General features: G+C 71.0%; 13 protein-coding genes and 1 pseudogene. 2 read left to right on the plus strand and 12 right to left on the minus strand.

What is annotated here, in order from left to right; translation table 11 throughout:
* Positions 1-35: 35 nt before the first annotated feature.
* Positions 36-899 (minus strand): ABC transporter permease, encoded by an 864-nt coding sequence (locus VT52_RS33105; RefSeq protein ID WP_046421480.1) that lies wholly within the window; start codon positions 897-899, stop codon positions 36-38.
* Positions 889-1,704, minus strand: coding sequence for an ABC transporter ATP-binding protein (locus VT52_RS33110; RefSeq protein ID WP_046421441.1), 816 nt, complete (start codon positions 1,702-1,704; stop codon positions 889-891). Before VT52_RS33110 ends, VT52_RS33105 begins: the two co-directional genes overlap by 11 nt.
* Before the next feature lie 158 nt (positions 1,705-1,862).
* On the opposite strand from VT52_RS33110, the gene VT52_RS33115 reads away from it, so the two are divergent.
* The gene (locus VT52_RS33115; protein ID WP_046421440.1) at positions 1,863-2,555 is read left to right on the plus strand and encodes a response regulator; all 693 of its coding nucleotides are present in this window, start codon (positions 1,863-1,865) and stop codon (positions 2,553-2,555) included.
* 18 nt (positions 2,556-2,573) lie between these two features.
* Here the strand turns inward: VT52_RS33115 and VT52_RS33120 are convergent, their stop codons facing one another.
* The 6 genes from VT52_RS33120 to VT52_RS33145 all read right to left on the minus strand — a co-directional run bounded on the left by VT52_RS33120 (position 2,574) and on the right by VT52_RS33145 (position 10,359).
* On the minus strand, positions 2,574-4,178 hold the full coding sequence (locus tag VT52_RS33120; RefSeq protein ID WP_046421438.1) for a solute symporter family protein: 1,605 nt from the start codon (positions 4,176-4,178) through the stop codon (positions 2,574-2,576).
* A complete protein-coding gene (locus tag VT52_RS33125; RefSeq protein ID WP_079175442.1) occupies positions 4,175-4,720 on the minus strand; it encodes a DUF485 domain-containing protein in 546 nt (181 codons plus the stop codon). The genes VT52_RS33120 and VT52_RS33125 overlap by 4 nt, the downstream gene beginning before the upstream one ends.
* 70 nt (positions 4,721-4,790) lie before the next feature.
* A complete protein-coding gene (locus tag VT52_RS33130; protein ID WP_046421437.1) occupies positions 4,791-5,489 on the minus strand; it encodes a response regulator transcription factor in 699 nt (232 codons plus the stop codon).
* A complete protein-coding gene (locus VT52_RS33135; RefSeq protein ID WP_046421435.1) occupies positions 5,486-6,637 on the minus strand; it encodes a sensor histidine kinase in 1,152 nt (383 codons plus the stop codon). The genes VT52_RS33130 and VT52_RS33135 overlap by 4 nt, the downstream gene beginning before the upstream one ends.
* Complete coding sequence (locus VT52_RS33140) at positions 6,634-7,185, minus strand: DUF1453 family protein (RefSeq protein ID WP_046421434.1); 552 nt, start codon at positions 7,183-7,185, stop codon at positions 6,634-6,636. Before VT52_RS33140 ends, VT52_RS33135 begins: the two co-directional genes overlap by 4 nt.
* A 1,050-nt stretch (positions 7,186-8,235) precedes the next feature.
* The gene (locus VT52_RS33145; protein ID WP_046421433.1) at positions 8,236-10,359 is read right to left on the minus strand and encodes a DNA gyrase/topoisomerase IV subunit B; all 2,124 of its coding nucleotides are present in this window, start codon (positions 10,357-10,359) and stop codon (positions 8,236-8,238) included.
* A 439-nt stretch (positions 10,360-10,798) separates the two neighbouring features.
* On the opposite strand from VT52_RS33145, the gene VT52_RS33150 reads away from it, so the two are divergent.
* Positions 10,799-11,029 carry a DUF7455 domain-containing protein gene (locus VT52_RS33150; RefSeq protein WP_046421432.1) on the plus strand — a complete coding sequence of 77 codons (231 nt, stop codon included), beginning with the start codon at positions 10,799-10,801 and terminating at the stop codon, positions 11,027-11,029.
* A 108-nt stretch (positions 11,030-11,137) separates the two neighbouring features.
* Here VT52_RS33150 and VT52_RS33155 read toward each other — a convergent pair whose 3' ends face one another.
* From VT52_RS33155 to VT52_RS33170, 4 genes and pseudogenes are all read right to left on the minus strand, one after another.
* A complete protein-coding gene (locus VT52_RS33155) occupies positions 11,138-12,034 on the minus strand; it encodes a serine protease (protein ID WP_079175440.1) in 897 nt (298 codons plus the stop codon).
* A gap of 154 nt (positions 12,035-12,188) precedes the next feature.
* Positions 12,189-13,724, minus strand: a complete 1,536-nt coding sequence (locus VT52_RS33160) for an RNA polymerase sigma factor (protein WP_046421477.1) — start codon at positions 13,722-13,724, stop codon at positions 12,189-12,191.
* 408 nt (positions 13,725-14,132) lie between these two features.
* Complete coding sequence (locus tag VT52_RS33165; RefSeq protein ID WP_079175441.1) at positions 14,133-15,020, minus strand: FadR/GntR family transcriptional regulator; 888 nt, start codon at positions 15,018-15,020, stop codon at positions 14,133-14,135.
* Positions 15,021-15,186: 166 nt separating this feature from the next.
* Positions 15,187-15,973 (minus strand): annotated as a pseudogene (locus tag VT52_RS33170) (ABC transporter); the annotation flags it as partial.

Consider the following 15,973-nt stretch of genomic DNA (forward strand, 5'->3'; position numbering starts at 1 on the left):
CCGGGGCGGGCCGTGCGGCTGCCGGAGCGGGAGGGTCAGCTGTCCGGACCGGCCGGCTTCCAGCGGAAGATGCGCCGCTCGGCGAAGGTCAGCAGACCCTCGGCGGCGAGGGCGACGACGGCGAGGATGACCATCGCGGCGTACACACCGGCAGCGTTGAAGGTGTTCTGCGACTGCGCGACGAGCAGGCCGATGCCCTTGGTCGCGCCGATGTACTCGCCGACGATGGCGCCGATCAGCGCGAAGCCGAAGCTGACATGGAGGCTGGTGAAGATCCAGGAGGTGGCCGACGGAATGACCACCTGGAGGGTCACCCTGCGGTCGCTCGCGCCCAGGATGCGGGCATTGGCCACCAGGTTGCGGTCCACCTCGCGGGCGCCCTGGAAGGCGTTGAAGAACACCGGGAAGAAGACCAGCACCACGGCGGAGGCGATCTTGGAGGACGGGCCGAGTCCGAACCAGATCAGGAAGATGGGCGCCAGGACGATCCGGGGAATCGAGTTGAGCACCTTGATGTACGGACCAAGCACCTCGGCGAGCAGACCGATCCGGCCGAGCGCGATGCCGAGGAGGACACCCGCGATCACACCCACCAACCAGCCGAGCAGGGCCTCGTAGAGCGTGTACCAGACCTGCTCGCCCAGGGAGCCGAGCGCGGTGCCGTGCATGACCCAGGCGGAGATCTGCTCCCAGATCCGGGAGGGCATCGAGAAGTTGAACGGATCGATGACCTTCGCCCGGGAGAGCGCCTCCCACAGGCCGAGCACGACGACCAGGAGCAGCACCCGCGCCGTGTTGACGAGCAGTTTGCGGCGGCGGGCGGCCTGGGCGCGGCTCTGCGCGCGGTCGGGGGCCTTGGCGGAACCGGCGAGCGGGGCGTCGAGGACCTCAGGCGGCATGGGCGGCACCCCTCTCACGGGTGATGCGGACCTCTTCGCCGAGCGACTCCCAGATCTCCCGGTAGATCTCGATGAACCGCGGCTGGAGGCGCACCGACTCGACCTTGCGGGGCCGGGGCAGATCGATCTCGAAGACCTGCTTGACGGTCGCGGGCCCGGCGGTCATCACGACGACCTTGTCGGCCAGCGCGATGGACTCCTCCAGGTCGTGGGTGACGAACACGACCGAGGCGCCGGTGCCCTCCCACAGCTCCAGCAGCTCGTCCGACATCAGTGCCCTGGTCTGCACGTCGAGCGCCGAGAACGGCTCGTCCATCAGCAGGATCTCGGGGTCGTTGACGAAGGTGGCGGCGAGGGCGACGCGCTTGCGCTGGCCGCCGGAGAGCTGGTGCGGGTAGCGGTCCTCGAAGGCGGCGAGCCCGACCCGGGCCAGCCACTCGCCGGCCTTCTGCCGGGCCTCCGCCTTGGGGACACCCCGGAAGCGGGGGCCCGCCATCACGTTCGACAGGACGGTGCGCCAGGGGAAGGTGGCGTCCTGCTGGAAGACGAAGCCGACCTTGTCACCGACACCGCCGACCGGCTCCCCGGCGACCATCACCTCGCCCTCGGTGGGCTCCTCCAGCCCGCTGACCAGCGTCAGCGTGGTGGACTTGCCGCAGCCGGTCGGCCCTACGACGGCCACGAACTCACCGCGTTGCACAATGAGGTCCAGACCGCGCACGGCCGTGTGCAGTCCCCCTGACGGGGTTCTGAAGGTCTTGCTCGCGCCCCGCAACTCGATGGCGGGGCCGGTGTGTGCGCTCATGACCCGGGACGGTAGGCGCGCCCCTGCACGAGCAGCAGTCTTGTGTGCACAAGGCGTTCTTTTGCTCGCAAGCACCTGTTGTGCTCATTTTGCTCGCGCTACAACTGCGGAGCCGCACGGGCGGGCCGGACGCCCGCCGGCCTTGAAGGAGAGGCCTGATGATTGACGTCCTGGTGGTCGACGACGACTTCCGCGTCGCTGAGATAAACGCCAAATACGTGGGAAAGGTTCCGGGGTTCCGGGTGGCCGCCCGCGCGCACAGTGCCGCCCAGGCGCTCGCCGCCGTGGAACGCGGCGCCATCGATCTGGTGCTGCTCGACCACTATCTCCCGGACCACACCGGTCTGGAACTCGTCCATCGCATGCGGGAACAGGGCCATGGCGCGGACGTCATCATGATCACGGCGGCCGGCGATGTCGCCACCGTCCGGCAGGCGATGCGCCTGGGCGCCCTGCACTACCTGGTGAAGCCGTTCACCTTCGCCGCGCTGCGCACCCGCCTCGACTCCTACGCCGCGCTGCGCCGCACGGTCGACCGGGTGGGCGGCCGGGGTGTGGCGGGCCAGGAGCAGGTGGACCGGATCTTCGGGGCGCTGCGTACGGCTCCCGCCCCGTCCGCGCCCGGCCTGCCGAGCGGCCACACGGCGCCGACGACGGACCTGATATGCGATGTCCTGTACGGCGCCGACCATCCGCTCTCCGCCCATGAGGTCGCCGCCCGCACCGGCCTGAGCCGCTCCACGGCCCAGCGCTACCTCCGCCACCTGGAACAGGCCGGACGCCTGCGGCTCTCCCTGAAGTACGGCGACACCGGGCGCCCGGAGCACCGGTACGCCTGGGTGGCGCCGTGACGCTGCCGGCCCGGCGCGCTAGACGGCCCCGGCGCCGGTGAGGGAACGCACCTCCGTCTCGGCGTACTTGGCGTCGTCCGGCATCTCGTCCGAAGTAACCGTGCCCAGCCAGCCGGCGAGGAAGCCGAGCGGGATGGAGACGATGCCGGGGTTCTGCAACGGGAAGTACTGGAAGTCGACACGGGGGAACAGGGACCCGGGGGAGCCGGACACCACAGGGGACAACAGCACGAGCCCGAGCGCCGGGAGCAGTCCGCCGTACACGGCCCACACCGCGCCGCGGGTGGTGAAGCCGCGCCAGAAGAGCGAGTACATCAGCACCGGTAGATTCGCCGACGCGGCGACCGCGAAGGCGAGTCCGACCAGGTAGGCGACGTTGAGGTCACGGGCCAGCAGTCCGAGCGCGATCGCCACGACACCGATCCCGACGGCGGCGGACCGCGCCACGGCCACCTCGCGGCGCGCCTCGCCCTTCTGCCCGCCGGACGAGCGGCGGAGGGTGGCGTACAGGTCGTGGGCCACGGAGGCGGAGGAGGCGAGCGTGACACCGGCGACCACCGCGAGGATCGTGGCGAAGGCCACGGCGGCGACCACCGCGAACAGAACCGTTCCGCCCGTGGATCCCGCGCCGCCGCCCAGGTCGAGGGCGAGCAGCGGCATGGCCGTGTTCCCGGCCGCGTTCGAGGCGCGCAGGGCCGCCGGCCCCACGACCGCCGCCGCGCCGAACCCGAGGACGATCGTCAGCAGATAGAACCCGCCGATCAGGCCGATCGACCACACCGCGGAACGGCGTGCGGCGCGTGCGGTCGGCACCGTGTAGAAGCGCGACAGGATGTGCGGCAGCCCGGCGGTGCCCAGCACCAGCGCGAGCCCCAGGCTGATGAAGTCGAGGCGGGCGGTCCAGCTCCCGCCGTACTTCAGTCCGGGCGCCAGGAAGGCATCCCCGTGGCCGCTGCGCTGCGCGGCCGTGACCAGCAACCGGTCGACGTCGCCGTGGAACCGCAGCAGCAGGAGCACGGTCAGCGCGACCGTCCCGCCGAGCAGCAGCACCGCCTTCACGATCTGGATCCAGGTGGTCGCCCGCATCCCGCCCAGCGACACATAGACCACCATGAGCGCGCCGACCCCGATGACGGTCCACGCCTGGGCCGCCCCGCTCGTGCGGCCCAGCAGCAGCGCCACCAGGCTGCCCGCGCCGACCATCTGCGCCACCAGGTACAGCACGGACACCACGACCGACGACGTGCCGGCCGCGATCCGCACCGGGCGCTCGCTCATCCGCGCGGCCACCACGTCGGCCAGGGTGAACCGGCCGCAGTTGCGCACCAGTTCGGCGACCAGGAACAGCACCACCAGCCATGCCACGAGAAAGCCCACCACATACAACAGCCCGTCGTAGCCGTACAGCGCGATGAGCCCGGTGACGCCCAGGAAGGAGGCCGCCGAGATGTAGTCGCCCGTGATGGCAAAACCATTCTCCATCGGGGAGAACAGCCGCCCGCCCGTGTAGAACTCCTCGGCCGAACCGCGCCGCCGCCGGCTCACCCACGTCGTGATCCCGAGGGTGACCGCCACGAATCCGCCGAACAGCAGCAGCGCCAGCGTCTGATGATCGCCGGTCACCAGGCACCTCCCCGCGTCTCCCGGGTCAGTTCCTGGGTGTCCCAGCGCAGTTCCAGCGCCGCCCGGTCCCGACGCAGCCGCGCGTGCCGGGTGTAGGCCCAGGTGAGCAGGAACGTGGTGACGAACTGCGCGAGCACCGCGACCATCGCCACGTTCACCGCGCCCACCACGGGCCGCGCCATCAGCCCCGGAGCGGTGGTCGCCGCGACCACGTACGCCACGTACCAGCTCAGGAAGAGGACGACCCCTGGCACCACGAACCGCCGGTACCTGCCCCGCACTTCCTGGAAGGCGGCGCTGCGCTGCACCTCGACGTACACCTCGCGGGCGCGCGCCGCCGCGTCCCGCTCCCGGCGCGCGGAGGGCAGCGTCGGCGCGGGTGACCCTGCGCCGTACCACTCGTCCCGGCCCAGGGCCGACGGGGCGTCCCAAGGGTCCTCGTGCCGTACGTCGCGGGCGGGCGCGCCGTGGTCCCCCCGGTTCTCGGCCGAACGCTCGGGACCGCCCCCTGACTCGCGGGCACGATCATCGCTTGACTGCATGCCCAAGGATGGGCAGACCCGGAAGTTCCGCGGCTCTCCTTCTCCAGGCTCTTCACCCCATCAGGTGACCTCACCCCGCGGGCGGCCGCACCAACCCCTTGGCGTAGGCGTAACGCACCGCCTGCGCCCGGTCCTTGAGGCCGGTCTTCGCGAACAAGTTGTTGATGTGCGTCTTCACGGTAGCGGTCGAGACATGCAGTCTGCGGGCGATCTCCTGGTTGCTGAGGCCCTCGGCGATCAACACCAGGACCTCGGTCTCGCGCACGGTCAGCCCGTCCGGTGGGACAGACGCCGTGGGCGCGACCGCGGCCGGCTGGGGCTCGGCCTGCGACAGCCGCTCCAGCAGACGGCGCTGCACGCTCGGCGACAGGCCCGCCTCACCCGACAGCACGCTCTCCACGGCCCGTACGATCTCCTCGCCGCCCGCGTCCTTGGTCAGATAACCGCGGGCACCGGCCCGCAGCGCGGGGAACAGCGACTCGTCGTCGGCGTACGTGGTGAGCACCACCACCTGGGTCGCGGGGTACTGCTCCCGGATCCGCCGGGTGGCCTCCACACCGTCGCAACGGGGCATCCTGAGGTCCATCAGGACGACGTCCGGGGCGAGTTCCCCGACCAGCCGCACCGCCTCCTCGCCGTCTCCCGCGGCACCGATGACCTCGACGCCCGGCAGCAGTCCGAGCAGCATCACGATGCCTTCCCGGACGACGGTCTGATCGTCGGCGACCACCACCCGCGCCGGCTTCCTCTCCCCCTCCGGCTCGGTCATACGGGCACCTTCAGCGTCACCGCGAACCCCTCCTCGTCCGGCCCCGCGTCCAGCGAGCCGCCCAGCAGTTCGGCGCGCTCGCGCATACCGAGCAGACCGTACCCGCCGCCGGAGGACGTGAGGTCGCCGGGCCGTCCGCCCGAGTCCCGCACGTTCAGCGTCACTTGGTGGTCGCTGTAGTCGAGGCGCAGGTCGACCTTGGCGCCCTGGGCGTGCTTGCGGACGTTCGTCAGCGCCTCCTGGGCGACCCGGCGCACGGCCTGGGATGCCTCGGCCGGCAGGGGCCTGGGCTCACCCGTGACGGTGACCTCCGCGCCCTCGGCCCCGCTGACGAGTTCGCCGAGGAAGTCCTCCAGCGGTGTCAGTTCGCCTCGCAGCGCGGACAGCGCCTGTCTGGTCTCGGCGAGGCCGTCACGGGCCATGCCGCGGGCGGCCACCACCCGCTCCAGGATCCGCTCGCGGTCGGCGCCCCGCTCGATCAGCAGCCGGGCCGCCTCCAGGTGGACGAGCTGCGCGGAGAGGCTGTGGGCCAGCACATCGTGGATCTCGCGGGCGATTCTGGCCCGCTCGGCGAGGGCCGCGGACTCGGCCTCGGCGGCTCTCGCGGCCCGCTCCTGGTCGAGCAGCCGCTGTGCGTTGCCGCGGGCCTCCGCGTCCAGCCGCAGGACGTAACCGGCGAGGGCCATGCCCGCGACGGAGGCGGCGGTGGTCAGCCAGACGTCGTTGTTGAAGGCGGAGTACGCGGCGAGGCCCGCCGAGGTCACCGGCGTCGCGGCCGCGAGCGGGAGCCGCTCCAGGGCGGTGATCCCGCAGCCGCACCACAGGACCAGGGCCAGTGCCGTGAATCCCGTGGCCTCGGCGGCGACCGCGATGCCCATGAGCGTCGCCAGCAGGAGCAGGGAGGGGATGAGCCGGTGCTGGTAGGTGGTGCGGAAGAAGGCCCAGGCGAGGAACCCGGCGGCGACGACGCCCGCGAGGGCTGCGGTCCCGGTCCAGACGCCGACGTGCCTCTGGTTGTACGCGCCCCACAGCAGCAGGGCGATCACCAGAGCCCTGACGGCCCAGGCGAGCAGGCGACGGGGGCGGGTGGTTCCGGCGCGGCCCAACGCCTCTTTCGAGGGCCACCGCGTCCAGGCGTTCTCGGTCACAGGCGCTCCTCTCCGGCGAGCCTGCCGTCACCGTACGCCGCGGCGGAGCGGCTCGTGGCGCCGAGAGGCCGGGTGGTCAGGGGTGTACGAGCGCCGAGGGTGCTCGCCCGCCAGGTCAGGATCCCGGCGCGGACCAGCAGGGATGCGGCGAAGCCGAGGAGCATGGCGGAGCTGTGCTGGTGCAGGCCGAGAGCGGCGCCGATGGCGAAGATGCCGATGCGCAGGGCGATTCCGGCGACCCAGACGGCGGCGCTCGCCTTGGTGCCCTTGCTCCACACCGCGCCGTCCGGCTCGGTCCAGACGCGCGTGGTCCAAGCCCAGCCCGCGCCCATGGCCAGGCCGATGAGGAGTTCCACGGCGAGCAGCGCGGCGGACTCCACGCGGTGGTGGGCGTCGAGGATGCCGGGCTCGCGCAGCGCTATGACCCCGAGGATCAGGGGCAGCAGCCACCAGCGGCGGTCCGTGTCGATCGGGCGTGCGCGGAACTGCCGTACCAGCACGAGCGCGACGACGGCCACGATCACCAGCGCGTTGGCGAGCCCCACCATCAGATCCTCCGTGTGCGAGAAGTCGTCTGCCGGGAGCGAGGCGCTGCCCGACGCTTCGAAGTTACGGAAGTCCGCAGGTCGGGAGATCGGAGCCGGGGTGGATCACAGGTGGAGATCTTGGACGGGCTGCCTCCACCCAGGGGTGGAGAGGGGGCGTGATGGGTTCTCGGCGGGTGCGGGGCGGCAGGCGCCACGTCCGAGCGGCCGCGCAGGGGCCGGGGCAGGGGCCGAGACCGGGGCCGGGGAACTGTCGGCCGGGGCCTGGCGCAGTGGAGGGCTGGTGCGGGTGTGGGTGCGAGTGCGGGGCAGGTACGGGTGCGGAGCTGGTGCGGGTTCCTGGGCGGCCTGCTGTTCCTGGTTGAGGCTAAGGGGCGGGGGGAAGGGTCCGAGCGGGTCCGTGCGGCCGTGCGTGGTGAACGACCGGCCGAGCGGGGTGGCGACCGCGGCCCCGCCAGTTCGGACCGCCATGCTGATCCGACGGACGGCCGGACGACCGGCTCGCCCGAGCCCGCACCGGCAACGACAGCGACACCCGCACCGGTCCGCGGCGCCGGGCCGCGGACCGCCGTACCGCCCTGCGCCCCGGGGCCGCTGAGCGCGCCCGGCGAGCCCACGCCTCCCGACCGTCCCGGCCCGTCGGCGCGGTAAACCGATGCGGCCGGGTACGGCTGACCTGGCCGGGGTGAGCTGCCCGTGGGCCGGGGTGGGTTGCCACGGACGATCAGGGCGGAGCAGGCCGGCGGACGTGCCGCGTGAGCCACGGCGCAGGCTCCGCCCCGTCGCCGTACCCGCGAGGTGAGCCGATGAGGCCCGCAGGGTCCCCGCCGGTGTGAGCCGACGGGACACGGCGCGGGAGCCGATCGAGCCGGCCCGGGGCAGGTCCGCGCGGGCCAAGCCCTCGGGCCGCCCCCGGGCCGGCCTCACCCGGTCCGGGCGGGCCGGACCCGGTACGTGGGCATGCCCGACAGGGCGAACCCCGCCCGACCCCGCACGTGCGGGGTCAGCCGGACCTACCCCGGCCGGAACACCCGCCCCGGCTCATCACGGACGTCACGCGTCGATACGCGAGCGGTCCAGTGTCGCCGCCGAGCTGGAGATGAACTCCTTGCGCGGGGCCACGTCGTTCCCCATCAGGAGGTCGAAGACCTGTTCGGCGGCTTCGAGGTCGGAGAGGTTGATACGGCGCAGGGTGCGATGGCGGGGGTCCATCGTGGTCTCGGCCAGCTGGTCGGCGTCCATCTCGCCGAGGCCCTTGTAGCGCTGAATGGAGTCCTTGTACCGGATGCCCTTGGTCTGGAACTCCATGAGCTTGTCGCGCAGCTCGCGGTCCGAGTACGTGTAGACGTACTTGTCCTGGCCCTTCTTCGGCTGGATGACCTCGATGCGGTGCAGCGGCGGCACCGCGGCGAAGACACGGCCTGCCTCGACCATGGGCCGCATGTAGCGCTGGAACAGCGTGAGCAGCAGACAGCGGATGTGGGAGCCGTCCACATCGGCGTCGGTCATCATGATGATCTTGCCGTAGCGGGCCTGGTCGATGTCGAAGGTGCGGCCCGAGCCCGCTCCTATGACCTGGATGATCGCGCCGCACTCGGCGTTCTTGAGCATGTCCGTCACGGACGAGCGCTGCACGTTGAGGATCTTGCCGCGGATCGGCAGCAGCGCCTGGAACTCGGAGTTCCGCGCCAGCTTCGCGGTGCCGAGCGCCGAGTCGCCCTCGACGATGAACAGCTCGCTGCGGTCGACGTCGTCGCTCCGGCAGTCGGCGAGCTTGGCCGGCAGCGACGAGGACTCCAGGGCGGTCTTGCGCCGCTGGGCGTCCTTGTGCTGGCGGGCCGCGACACGCGTCCTGGCGGCGGCGACCACCTTCTCCATGACGACCCGGGCCTGGGCGGCCGCGTCCCGCTTGGTGGCGGTCAGGAACGCCTTCAGCTCCTTGGTGACCACCTGGTTCACGATGCGGCGGGCCGCCGAGGTGCCGAGCACCTCCTTGGTCTGGCCCTCGAACTGCGGCTCGGCCAGACGCACGGTGACGACGGCGGTGAGGCCCTCCAGGGCGTCGTCCTTGACGATGTTGTCCTCGGCCACGCGCAGCATCTTCTTGGCGCGCAGCACGTCGTTCATCGTCTGGGTGAGGGCCTGGTCGAAGCCGGAGACATGGGTGCCGCCCTTGGGGGTGGCGATGATGTTGACGAAGGACCGCAGGTTCGTGTCGTAGCCCGTGCCCCAGCGCAGCGCGATGTCGACACCCAGCTCGCGGGTGACCTCGGTCGGGGTCATCTGGCCGTGTTCGTCCAGGACGGGGACGGTCTCCTTGAACGTGCCCTTGCCGGAGAAGCGGAGCACGTCGCACACCGGCTTGTCGCTCGCCAGGTACTCGCAGAACTCGCTGATGCCGCCGTCGAAGCGGAAGGACTCCTCGCCCTTGCTGCCGCCCTCGCCCAGGCCGTACTCGTCGCGGACGACGATGGTCAGGCCGGGCACCAGGAAGGCGGTCTGCCGGGCGCGCTGGTGCAGCGTGTCCAGGGAGAGCTTGGCGTCCTTGAGGAAGATCTGCCGGTCCGCCCAGTAGCGCACGCGCGTGCCGACGCGGGACTTGGGGATCTTCTTGGCCTTGCGCAGACCGCTCCTGGCCTCGAACTTCGCCTCCGCGCCGGCACCCGCGAAGGCGCCCGGCACGCCGCGCCGGAAGCTGATGGCGTGGGTGACCCCGTCTCGGTCCACCTCGACGTCGAGGCGGGCGGAGAGGGCGTTGACCACGGAGGCGCCGACGCCGTGCAGACCGCCGGAGGCCGCGTACGAGCCGCCGCCGAACTTGCCGCCGGCGTGGAGCTTGGTCATGACGACCTCCACGCCGGACAGTCCGGTCTTGGGCTCCACGTCCACGGGGATGCCGCGGCCGTTGTCGCGCACCTCCACGGACGCGTCGTCGTGGAGGATCACCTCGATGTGGTCGCAGTAGCCGCCGAGGGCCTCGTCCACCGAGTTGTCGATGATCTCCCACAGGCAGTGCATCAGGCCGCGGCTGTCGGTCGAGCCGATGTACATGCCGGGGCGCTTGCGCACGGCCTCCAGTCCCTCGAGGACGAGCAGGTGCCGCGCGGTGTAGTTGGAACCGTCGCGGTCTGCTCCTGCCAGCAGCGCTGTGGACGGCACGGACGTATCGGCGGTCACGCGGTTCGCTCCTCGCTGAATTTCAGGTTGCCCCCTTCTGGGTAAGGGGGAGGCTTCGGTTGCCCGTCAGAGGGTACCGAGGCCTGGTAGAGCCGGTGTAACGCCACCCTCGTCGGCTACCCAGACTAGTCCAGTCTCGCATACACGTTCGATCCCTCGATGGGGTGAAGTACATATCACGTTCCCTTGGAGGCATGAACCATTTAGGCTCCGGGCACGTCCTCATGAACAACCGGCAAGCCAGCCGGGAGGACCGAGATACTAGACAGCGCGAACCCGTAAGCATCTCCAACACGCACTACGGCACATTCGCCGCCAACCGGCAGCAGACAGCCGCCCCGGAAGATTTTTTCCAGGAAAAGCCACGAGCGGGAACGTTTTCGGGCTGGTTGGATGTTGACCCTGGTACGACAGCTCGTCGAGCTAGAGAAGAGGCGACGTGACTACTGTTCTGACCCCCGCGAGCCCGTTGACGGCCGCTGATCGCTGCGACCGCTGCGGCGCCCAGGCATACCTGCGCGTCGTCCTGCTCAGCGGCGGAGAGCTGCTCTTCTGCGCCCACCACGGTCGCAAGTTCGAGCCGGAACTCAAGAAGATCGCCGCTGAGATACAGGACGAGACGGAGCGGCTGACGACCGCCCCGAGCACCGCTTCCGAAGAAGAGCGCTGAATCTCGCACGGACGACGAGCCGACCCCGGCACAGGCCGGTGAACGGGCGGCCGCTCCTCCCCGGAGCGGCCGCCCGCGCTCATACCCTCATCAACCCGCGCAAGGCCCTCAGGAGTCCCTGTGGGGCCTCTCACGGCCTTTCGCGAGCGCTTCCCCGTCCGCTCCGTCGCCACCCGTCCCAAGGACGCGTACGACCTCGGAGACCCGGGTGTAGACGCCGGGGCTCCCGGCCCGCCCGCAGCCGCTGCCCCAGGACACGAGCCCGATCAGCCGCCCGCCGGCCACCAGCGGGCCACCACTGTCCCCCTGGCACGCGTCGGGGCCCCCTTCGGCCTCTCCCGCGCAGAGCATGCTGGCGGCCCGGTAGACGCCCTCTGGGCCGCCCGGATAGGCGCGGCCGCAGCGGTCGTCGGCGAGCACGTGCACATCCGCCGCGTGGAGCCGGTGCGCGTAGGCACCGCCGCCGGTCAGATCGCCCCAGCCGGAGACCAGGGCCTCGGTGCCCGGCCTGTAGGCCGGGTCGCCGGGTCCCGCCATGGCGATGACCGCGCTCTGCGGCAGCGGTTCGGCGAGCGTGACGACGGCGAAGTCGCCGGAGTTCGTCGCGCTGTCGAAACCCGGATTGACCTGGACGTCCTTCACCGCGATCTCCTGGCCCTCGGTGGAGAGCAGGTCGGTGCGGCCCGCGATGACCTTGAGGTCGCGCACACGGTCGGGCGGCGTTCCGAGGACGTCGTCGTTCATGCAGTGGGCGGCCGTGAGCACCGTGGTGCGGGCGATCGCCACGCCGCCGCAGAACTGGCCCGCGCGGGTGCCTCCGAACCGGTCACGACTGGACAGCGCCACCGTCCACGGGGCCTGCGAGACGTCGATGGGAAATCCCCCCACGACCACGCTCCGGACCGCCGCGGTTGCCGCCGGGGAGGCGCTCACCAGGGGTATGGCGGTGATGGTGGCCGCGAGCACGAGCGGCCGGATCAGGGCACGGCCAAGGGAACGGCGCATGTCGACTCCTCACTCAGGGTGGGAACTGGAAAACCCAGAGTGATCCACATGGTCTCCGCCCGCAGCACGAAGGCCCGGCTCCCGCGAGGGGGCCGGGCCTTCGGTGTCGTACGACCGGCCCTGCCGGCCGGATCGCGGACTACCGGATCGCGGACTAGTCGAGGTAGTCGCGCAGCACCTGGGAGCGCGACGGGTGGCGCAGCTTCGACATGGTCTTGGACTCGATCTGGCGGATGCGCTCACGAGTCACGCCGTAGACCTTGCCGATCTCGTCCAGGGTCTTCGGCTGGCCGTCGGTGAGGCCGAAGCGCATGGAGACGACGCCGGCCTCGCGCTCGGAGAGGGTGTCCAGGACCGAGTGCAGCTGCTCCTGGAGAAGGGTGAAGCTGACGGCGTCCGCGGGGACGACGGCCTCGGAGTCCTCGATGAGGTCACCGAACTCGCTGTCGCCGTCCTCGCCCAGGGGGGTGTGCAGGGAGATGGGCTCGCGGCCGTACTTCTGGACCTCGATGACCTTCTCCGGGGTCATGTCGAGTTCCTTGGCCAGTTCCTCCGGGGTGGGCTCGCGGCCCAGGTCCTGGAGCATCTGGCGCTGCACGCGGGCGAGCTTGTTGATGACCTCGACCATGTGCACCGGGATACGGATGGTGCGGGCCTGGTCGGCCATGGCGCGGGTGATCGCCTGACGGATCCACCAGGTGGCGTACGTGGAGAACTTGTAGCCCTTGGTGTAGTCGAACTTCTCGACGGCACGGATCAGACCGAGGTTGCCCTCCTGGATGAGGTCCAGGAAGAGCATGCCGCGGCCGGTGTAGCGCTTGGCCAGGGAGACCACCAGACGGAGGTTGGCCTCCAGCAGGTGGTTCTTGGCGCGGCGGCCGTCCTCGGCGATGATCTCCAGCTCGCGCTTGAGCTTCGGGGCGAGCTTGTCGGCGTTCGCGAGCTTGTCCTCGGCGAACAGGCCGGCCTCGATGCGCTTGGCGAGCTCGACCTCCTGCTCGGCGTTGAGCAGGGGGACCTTGCCGATCTGCTTCAGGTAGTCCTTGACCGGGTCGGCGGTGGCACCGGCCGCGGCGACCTGCTGGGCGGGCGCGTCGTCCTCGTCCTCGTCGGACAGGACGAAGCCCGCGTTCTCGGCACCCTCGGGCTCGTCGCCGACCTTGGTCTCCTCGATGACCTCGTCCTCGAGGATCTCGGCGTCGTCCTTCTTGCCCGAGGTCTTCTTGGCCGCCGTCTTCTTGGCGGTGGCCTTCTTGGCGACCGTCTTCTTGGCGGTCGTCTTCTTGGCCGCGGCCTTCTTGGCGGGCGAGGCCTCTTCGGCGGGATCGGCCGGGGTGGCGGACGCCGCGGGGGCGGCCGTGGTGGCGGTGGCCTTCCTGGTGGTCACCGTCTTCGCCGCGACCGTCTTGGTGGCGGTGCGCTTGGCCGGGCTCTTCGCTGCGACGCTCTTTCGGGTGCGCTTGGGCTCTGCTGCACTGACCATCAGCGTCACACCCTCTTCCTCAAGGATCTGGTTGAGGCTGCGCAGTACGTTCTTCCACTGAGTGGCCGGAATCTGGTCAGCTTCGAAGGCCCGACGCACATCGTCGCCGGCGATCTGCCCCTCAGCCTTTCCCCGCTCAATGAGCGCCATGACAGAGACGGACTCGGCGATCTCCGGCGGGAGCGTACGGGATGTGCTGGCCGACACGAACAACCTCTCGGAACGTTGGAAAACGGCTTCCGGCACCGTCCACTGTGGACGGGAGCCGACCACCGGCCTGGGGATGGGCCGACGGCGCGGGCGCGGGCCGGGAAGATGCACAGCGCCATGCCTGGCGTCCGTATTCCCTTCGCGGCTGTCACCTCTTAGGTCATCGCGCTGTCCCCACGAGTGTTACGCCCATTCTGCGTGGCCCGAGTCACACCCCGTAAGCGAACAAAGACGGTCAGACATGTGCAAAAGATATCGCTCGCCGCATCGCCGGACCCCGCCGGGCTCCTGAGGGGGTCCGGCGGGGTCCGGCGATGGCGGGCACGACGACCGGCACCCGGGCCGACGCGCCATGGGAACCGCGGGAACGCCGCACACCGGCGACCGCTCCGCCCGTGGGGCGGGTCAGTGCTCGCGCGGGGCGGGAACCACCCGCTCCACCTCGGGGTGCGCCGTGAGCAGTTGGCGCATGGCGGCTTCCGCCGCGCCGCCGTCGCCGGTGCCGAGGGCGTCGACGATCCGCGCGTGCTGGGCGAGGGACGTGTCGTTCGGCCGGTCACACGCCGTGACCGGGCCGCCGGAGACCTGGAGGGCGGCGCCGACGATGCCGGAGAGGTGCTCCAGCATGCGGTTGCCCGCGACCTGGATGAGCAGCGCGTGGAACTCGGTGTCGGCGCGCGAGTAGGTGAGCGCGTCACCCTGCGCCATGGCGTGGCCCATGATCTCGACCATGTCGGACAGGCGCTGCTGAACCTCCTCGCGGCCGTGTCCGGCGGCGAGACGGGCGGCGAGCGGCTCGATGGTCCAGCGCAGCTCGCTGAGCTCGCGACGCTGGTCGTCGCGCTGGGGGCCGAAGGCCCGCCACTCGATGATGTCCGGGTCGAGGAGGTTCCAGTCGCTGACCGGACGCACGCGTGTGCCCACGTTCGGCCGGGCGCTGACCAGGCCCTTGGCCTCCAGGACGCGGAGGGACTCGCGGACGACGGTGCGGGAGACCTCGAAGCGCTGGCCGATCTCCTCGGGCACCAGCGGGCGGTCCGCGCCCAGGTCGCCCGAGACGATCATCTGACCCAGCTGCTGGACGAGTTGGCCGTGCAGCCCGCGGCCGCGGCTGCCCGCGGGCCGCCGGCCGACCCGGCCCAGCTCGGATTCGCCTCCGTCCCAGGCGGGCGTTCCGACACGGTCGCCCACCGGGGCGTCGCCGTAGGAGTAGCGGTCGAGTTCGCCCGGACCGACCAGACCGGAGTCGGTGGAACGGGCGGCGGTCATCATGGTGTGCGCAAGGGTACTCACGGATCCTTTGTCGGCGTCGTCTCCAACTCCCTTGAGGTCTTTGGTGAAAAGCACACGAAAGGGTGATCGCTCACCGCGTCGCAATTGACGCCTTATCGGAAAGAAACGAGCCACTCACGGGGAGTTGTGGGCACAAGCGGCAACAGAACCGTAAGAACCTTGGCCATCAGGCTCTGGCGCGCAGGGTCGTGAACAGATACGCGCACAGCAGTGCCGCCAGGGACAACACCATTGCGCCACCGACGGGTTGGACGAGGAGCCGTACCACCGCGAGCACGTACCGGTCCCCTCCGAACGGCCACTGGAGCAGGAACACCTCCCGCATCCGCAGCGGCAGACCGGCCACCGCGCGCTCGGCCGGGCCCCGGAACGCCGTGTGCATGAGAGGTACGACGGCCACGGGCACGGCGAGCACCGCGGCGAGCCCGCCCGAGGTGGACCGGAAGACACCGGCCGCGAGCACGCCGGCCCAGGAGCACCCGACGACGAGGGCGATCCAACTCGCGCTGAGCGAGAGCCAGTCCCCGGGAACCTCGGTCAGCTCCCTGCCGTAGACGAGGTAGAGCGCCTCCGCGTCGCAGCCCGCGACGAGGAAGGCGAGCAGCGTCGCGGTGACGCCGGAGACCAGGAGCTTCGCGGCCAGCAGTCCGAGCCGGCGGGGCACGGTGCCGCGGTCGGCCGCGAGGGCGGGGTGGCGGAACTCGTCCCCGAAGGCCAGCGCTCCGAGCAGCCCGGCGGCGAGCGCGACGGGCGGCAGCGGCAGCTCCCGGGGCCATGCCGCGAACAGCCGCTCCCGCGGGGTGTGGCCGATCCCGGCCAGCGCCACGGCGGTCAGCACGGACAGCACGAGCACCGCGCCGCAGACCAGGAACCCGGTGCCGACGCCCGTGGCCCGCCGGATCTCGTAGCGCAGGGGGCGCAGGGGGGTGGGAGCGGGGCGGACGGAGACGGGG

Source organism: Streptomyces malaysiense (genome assembly GCF_000980885.2).
In the GTDB taxonomy this organism is placed as follows: Bacteria; Actinomycetota; Actinomycetes; order Streptomycetales; family Streptomycetaceae; genus Streptomyces; species Streptomyces malaysiense.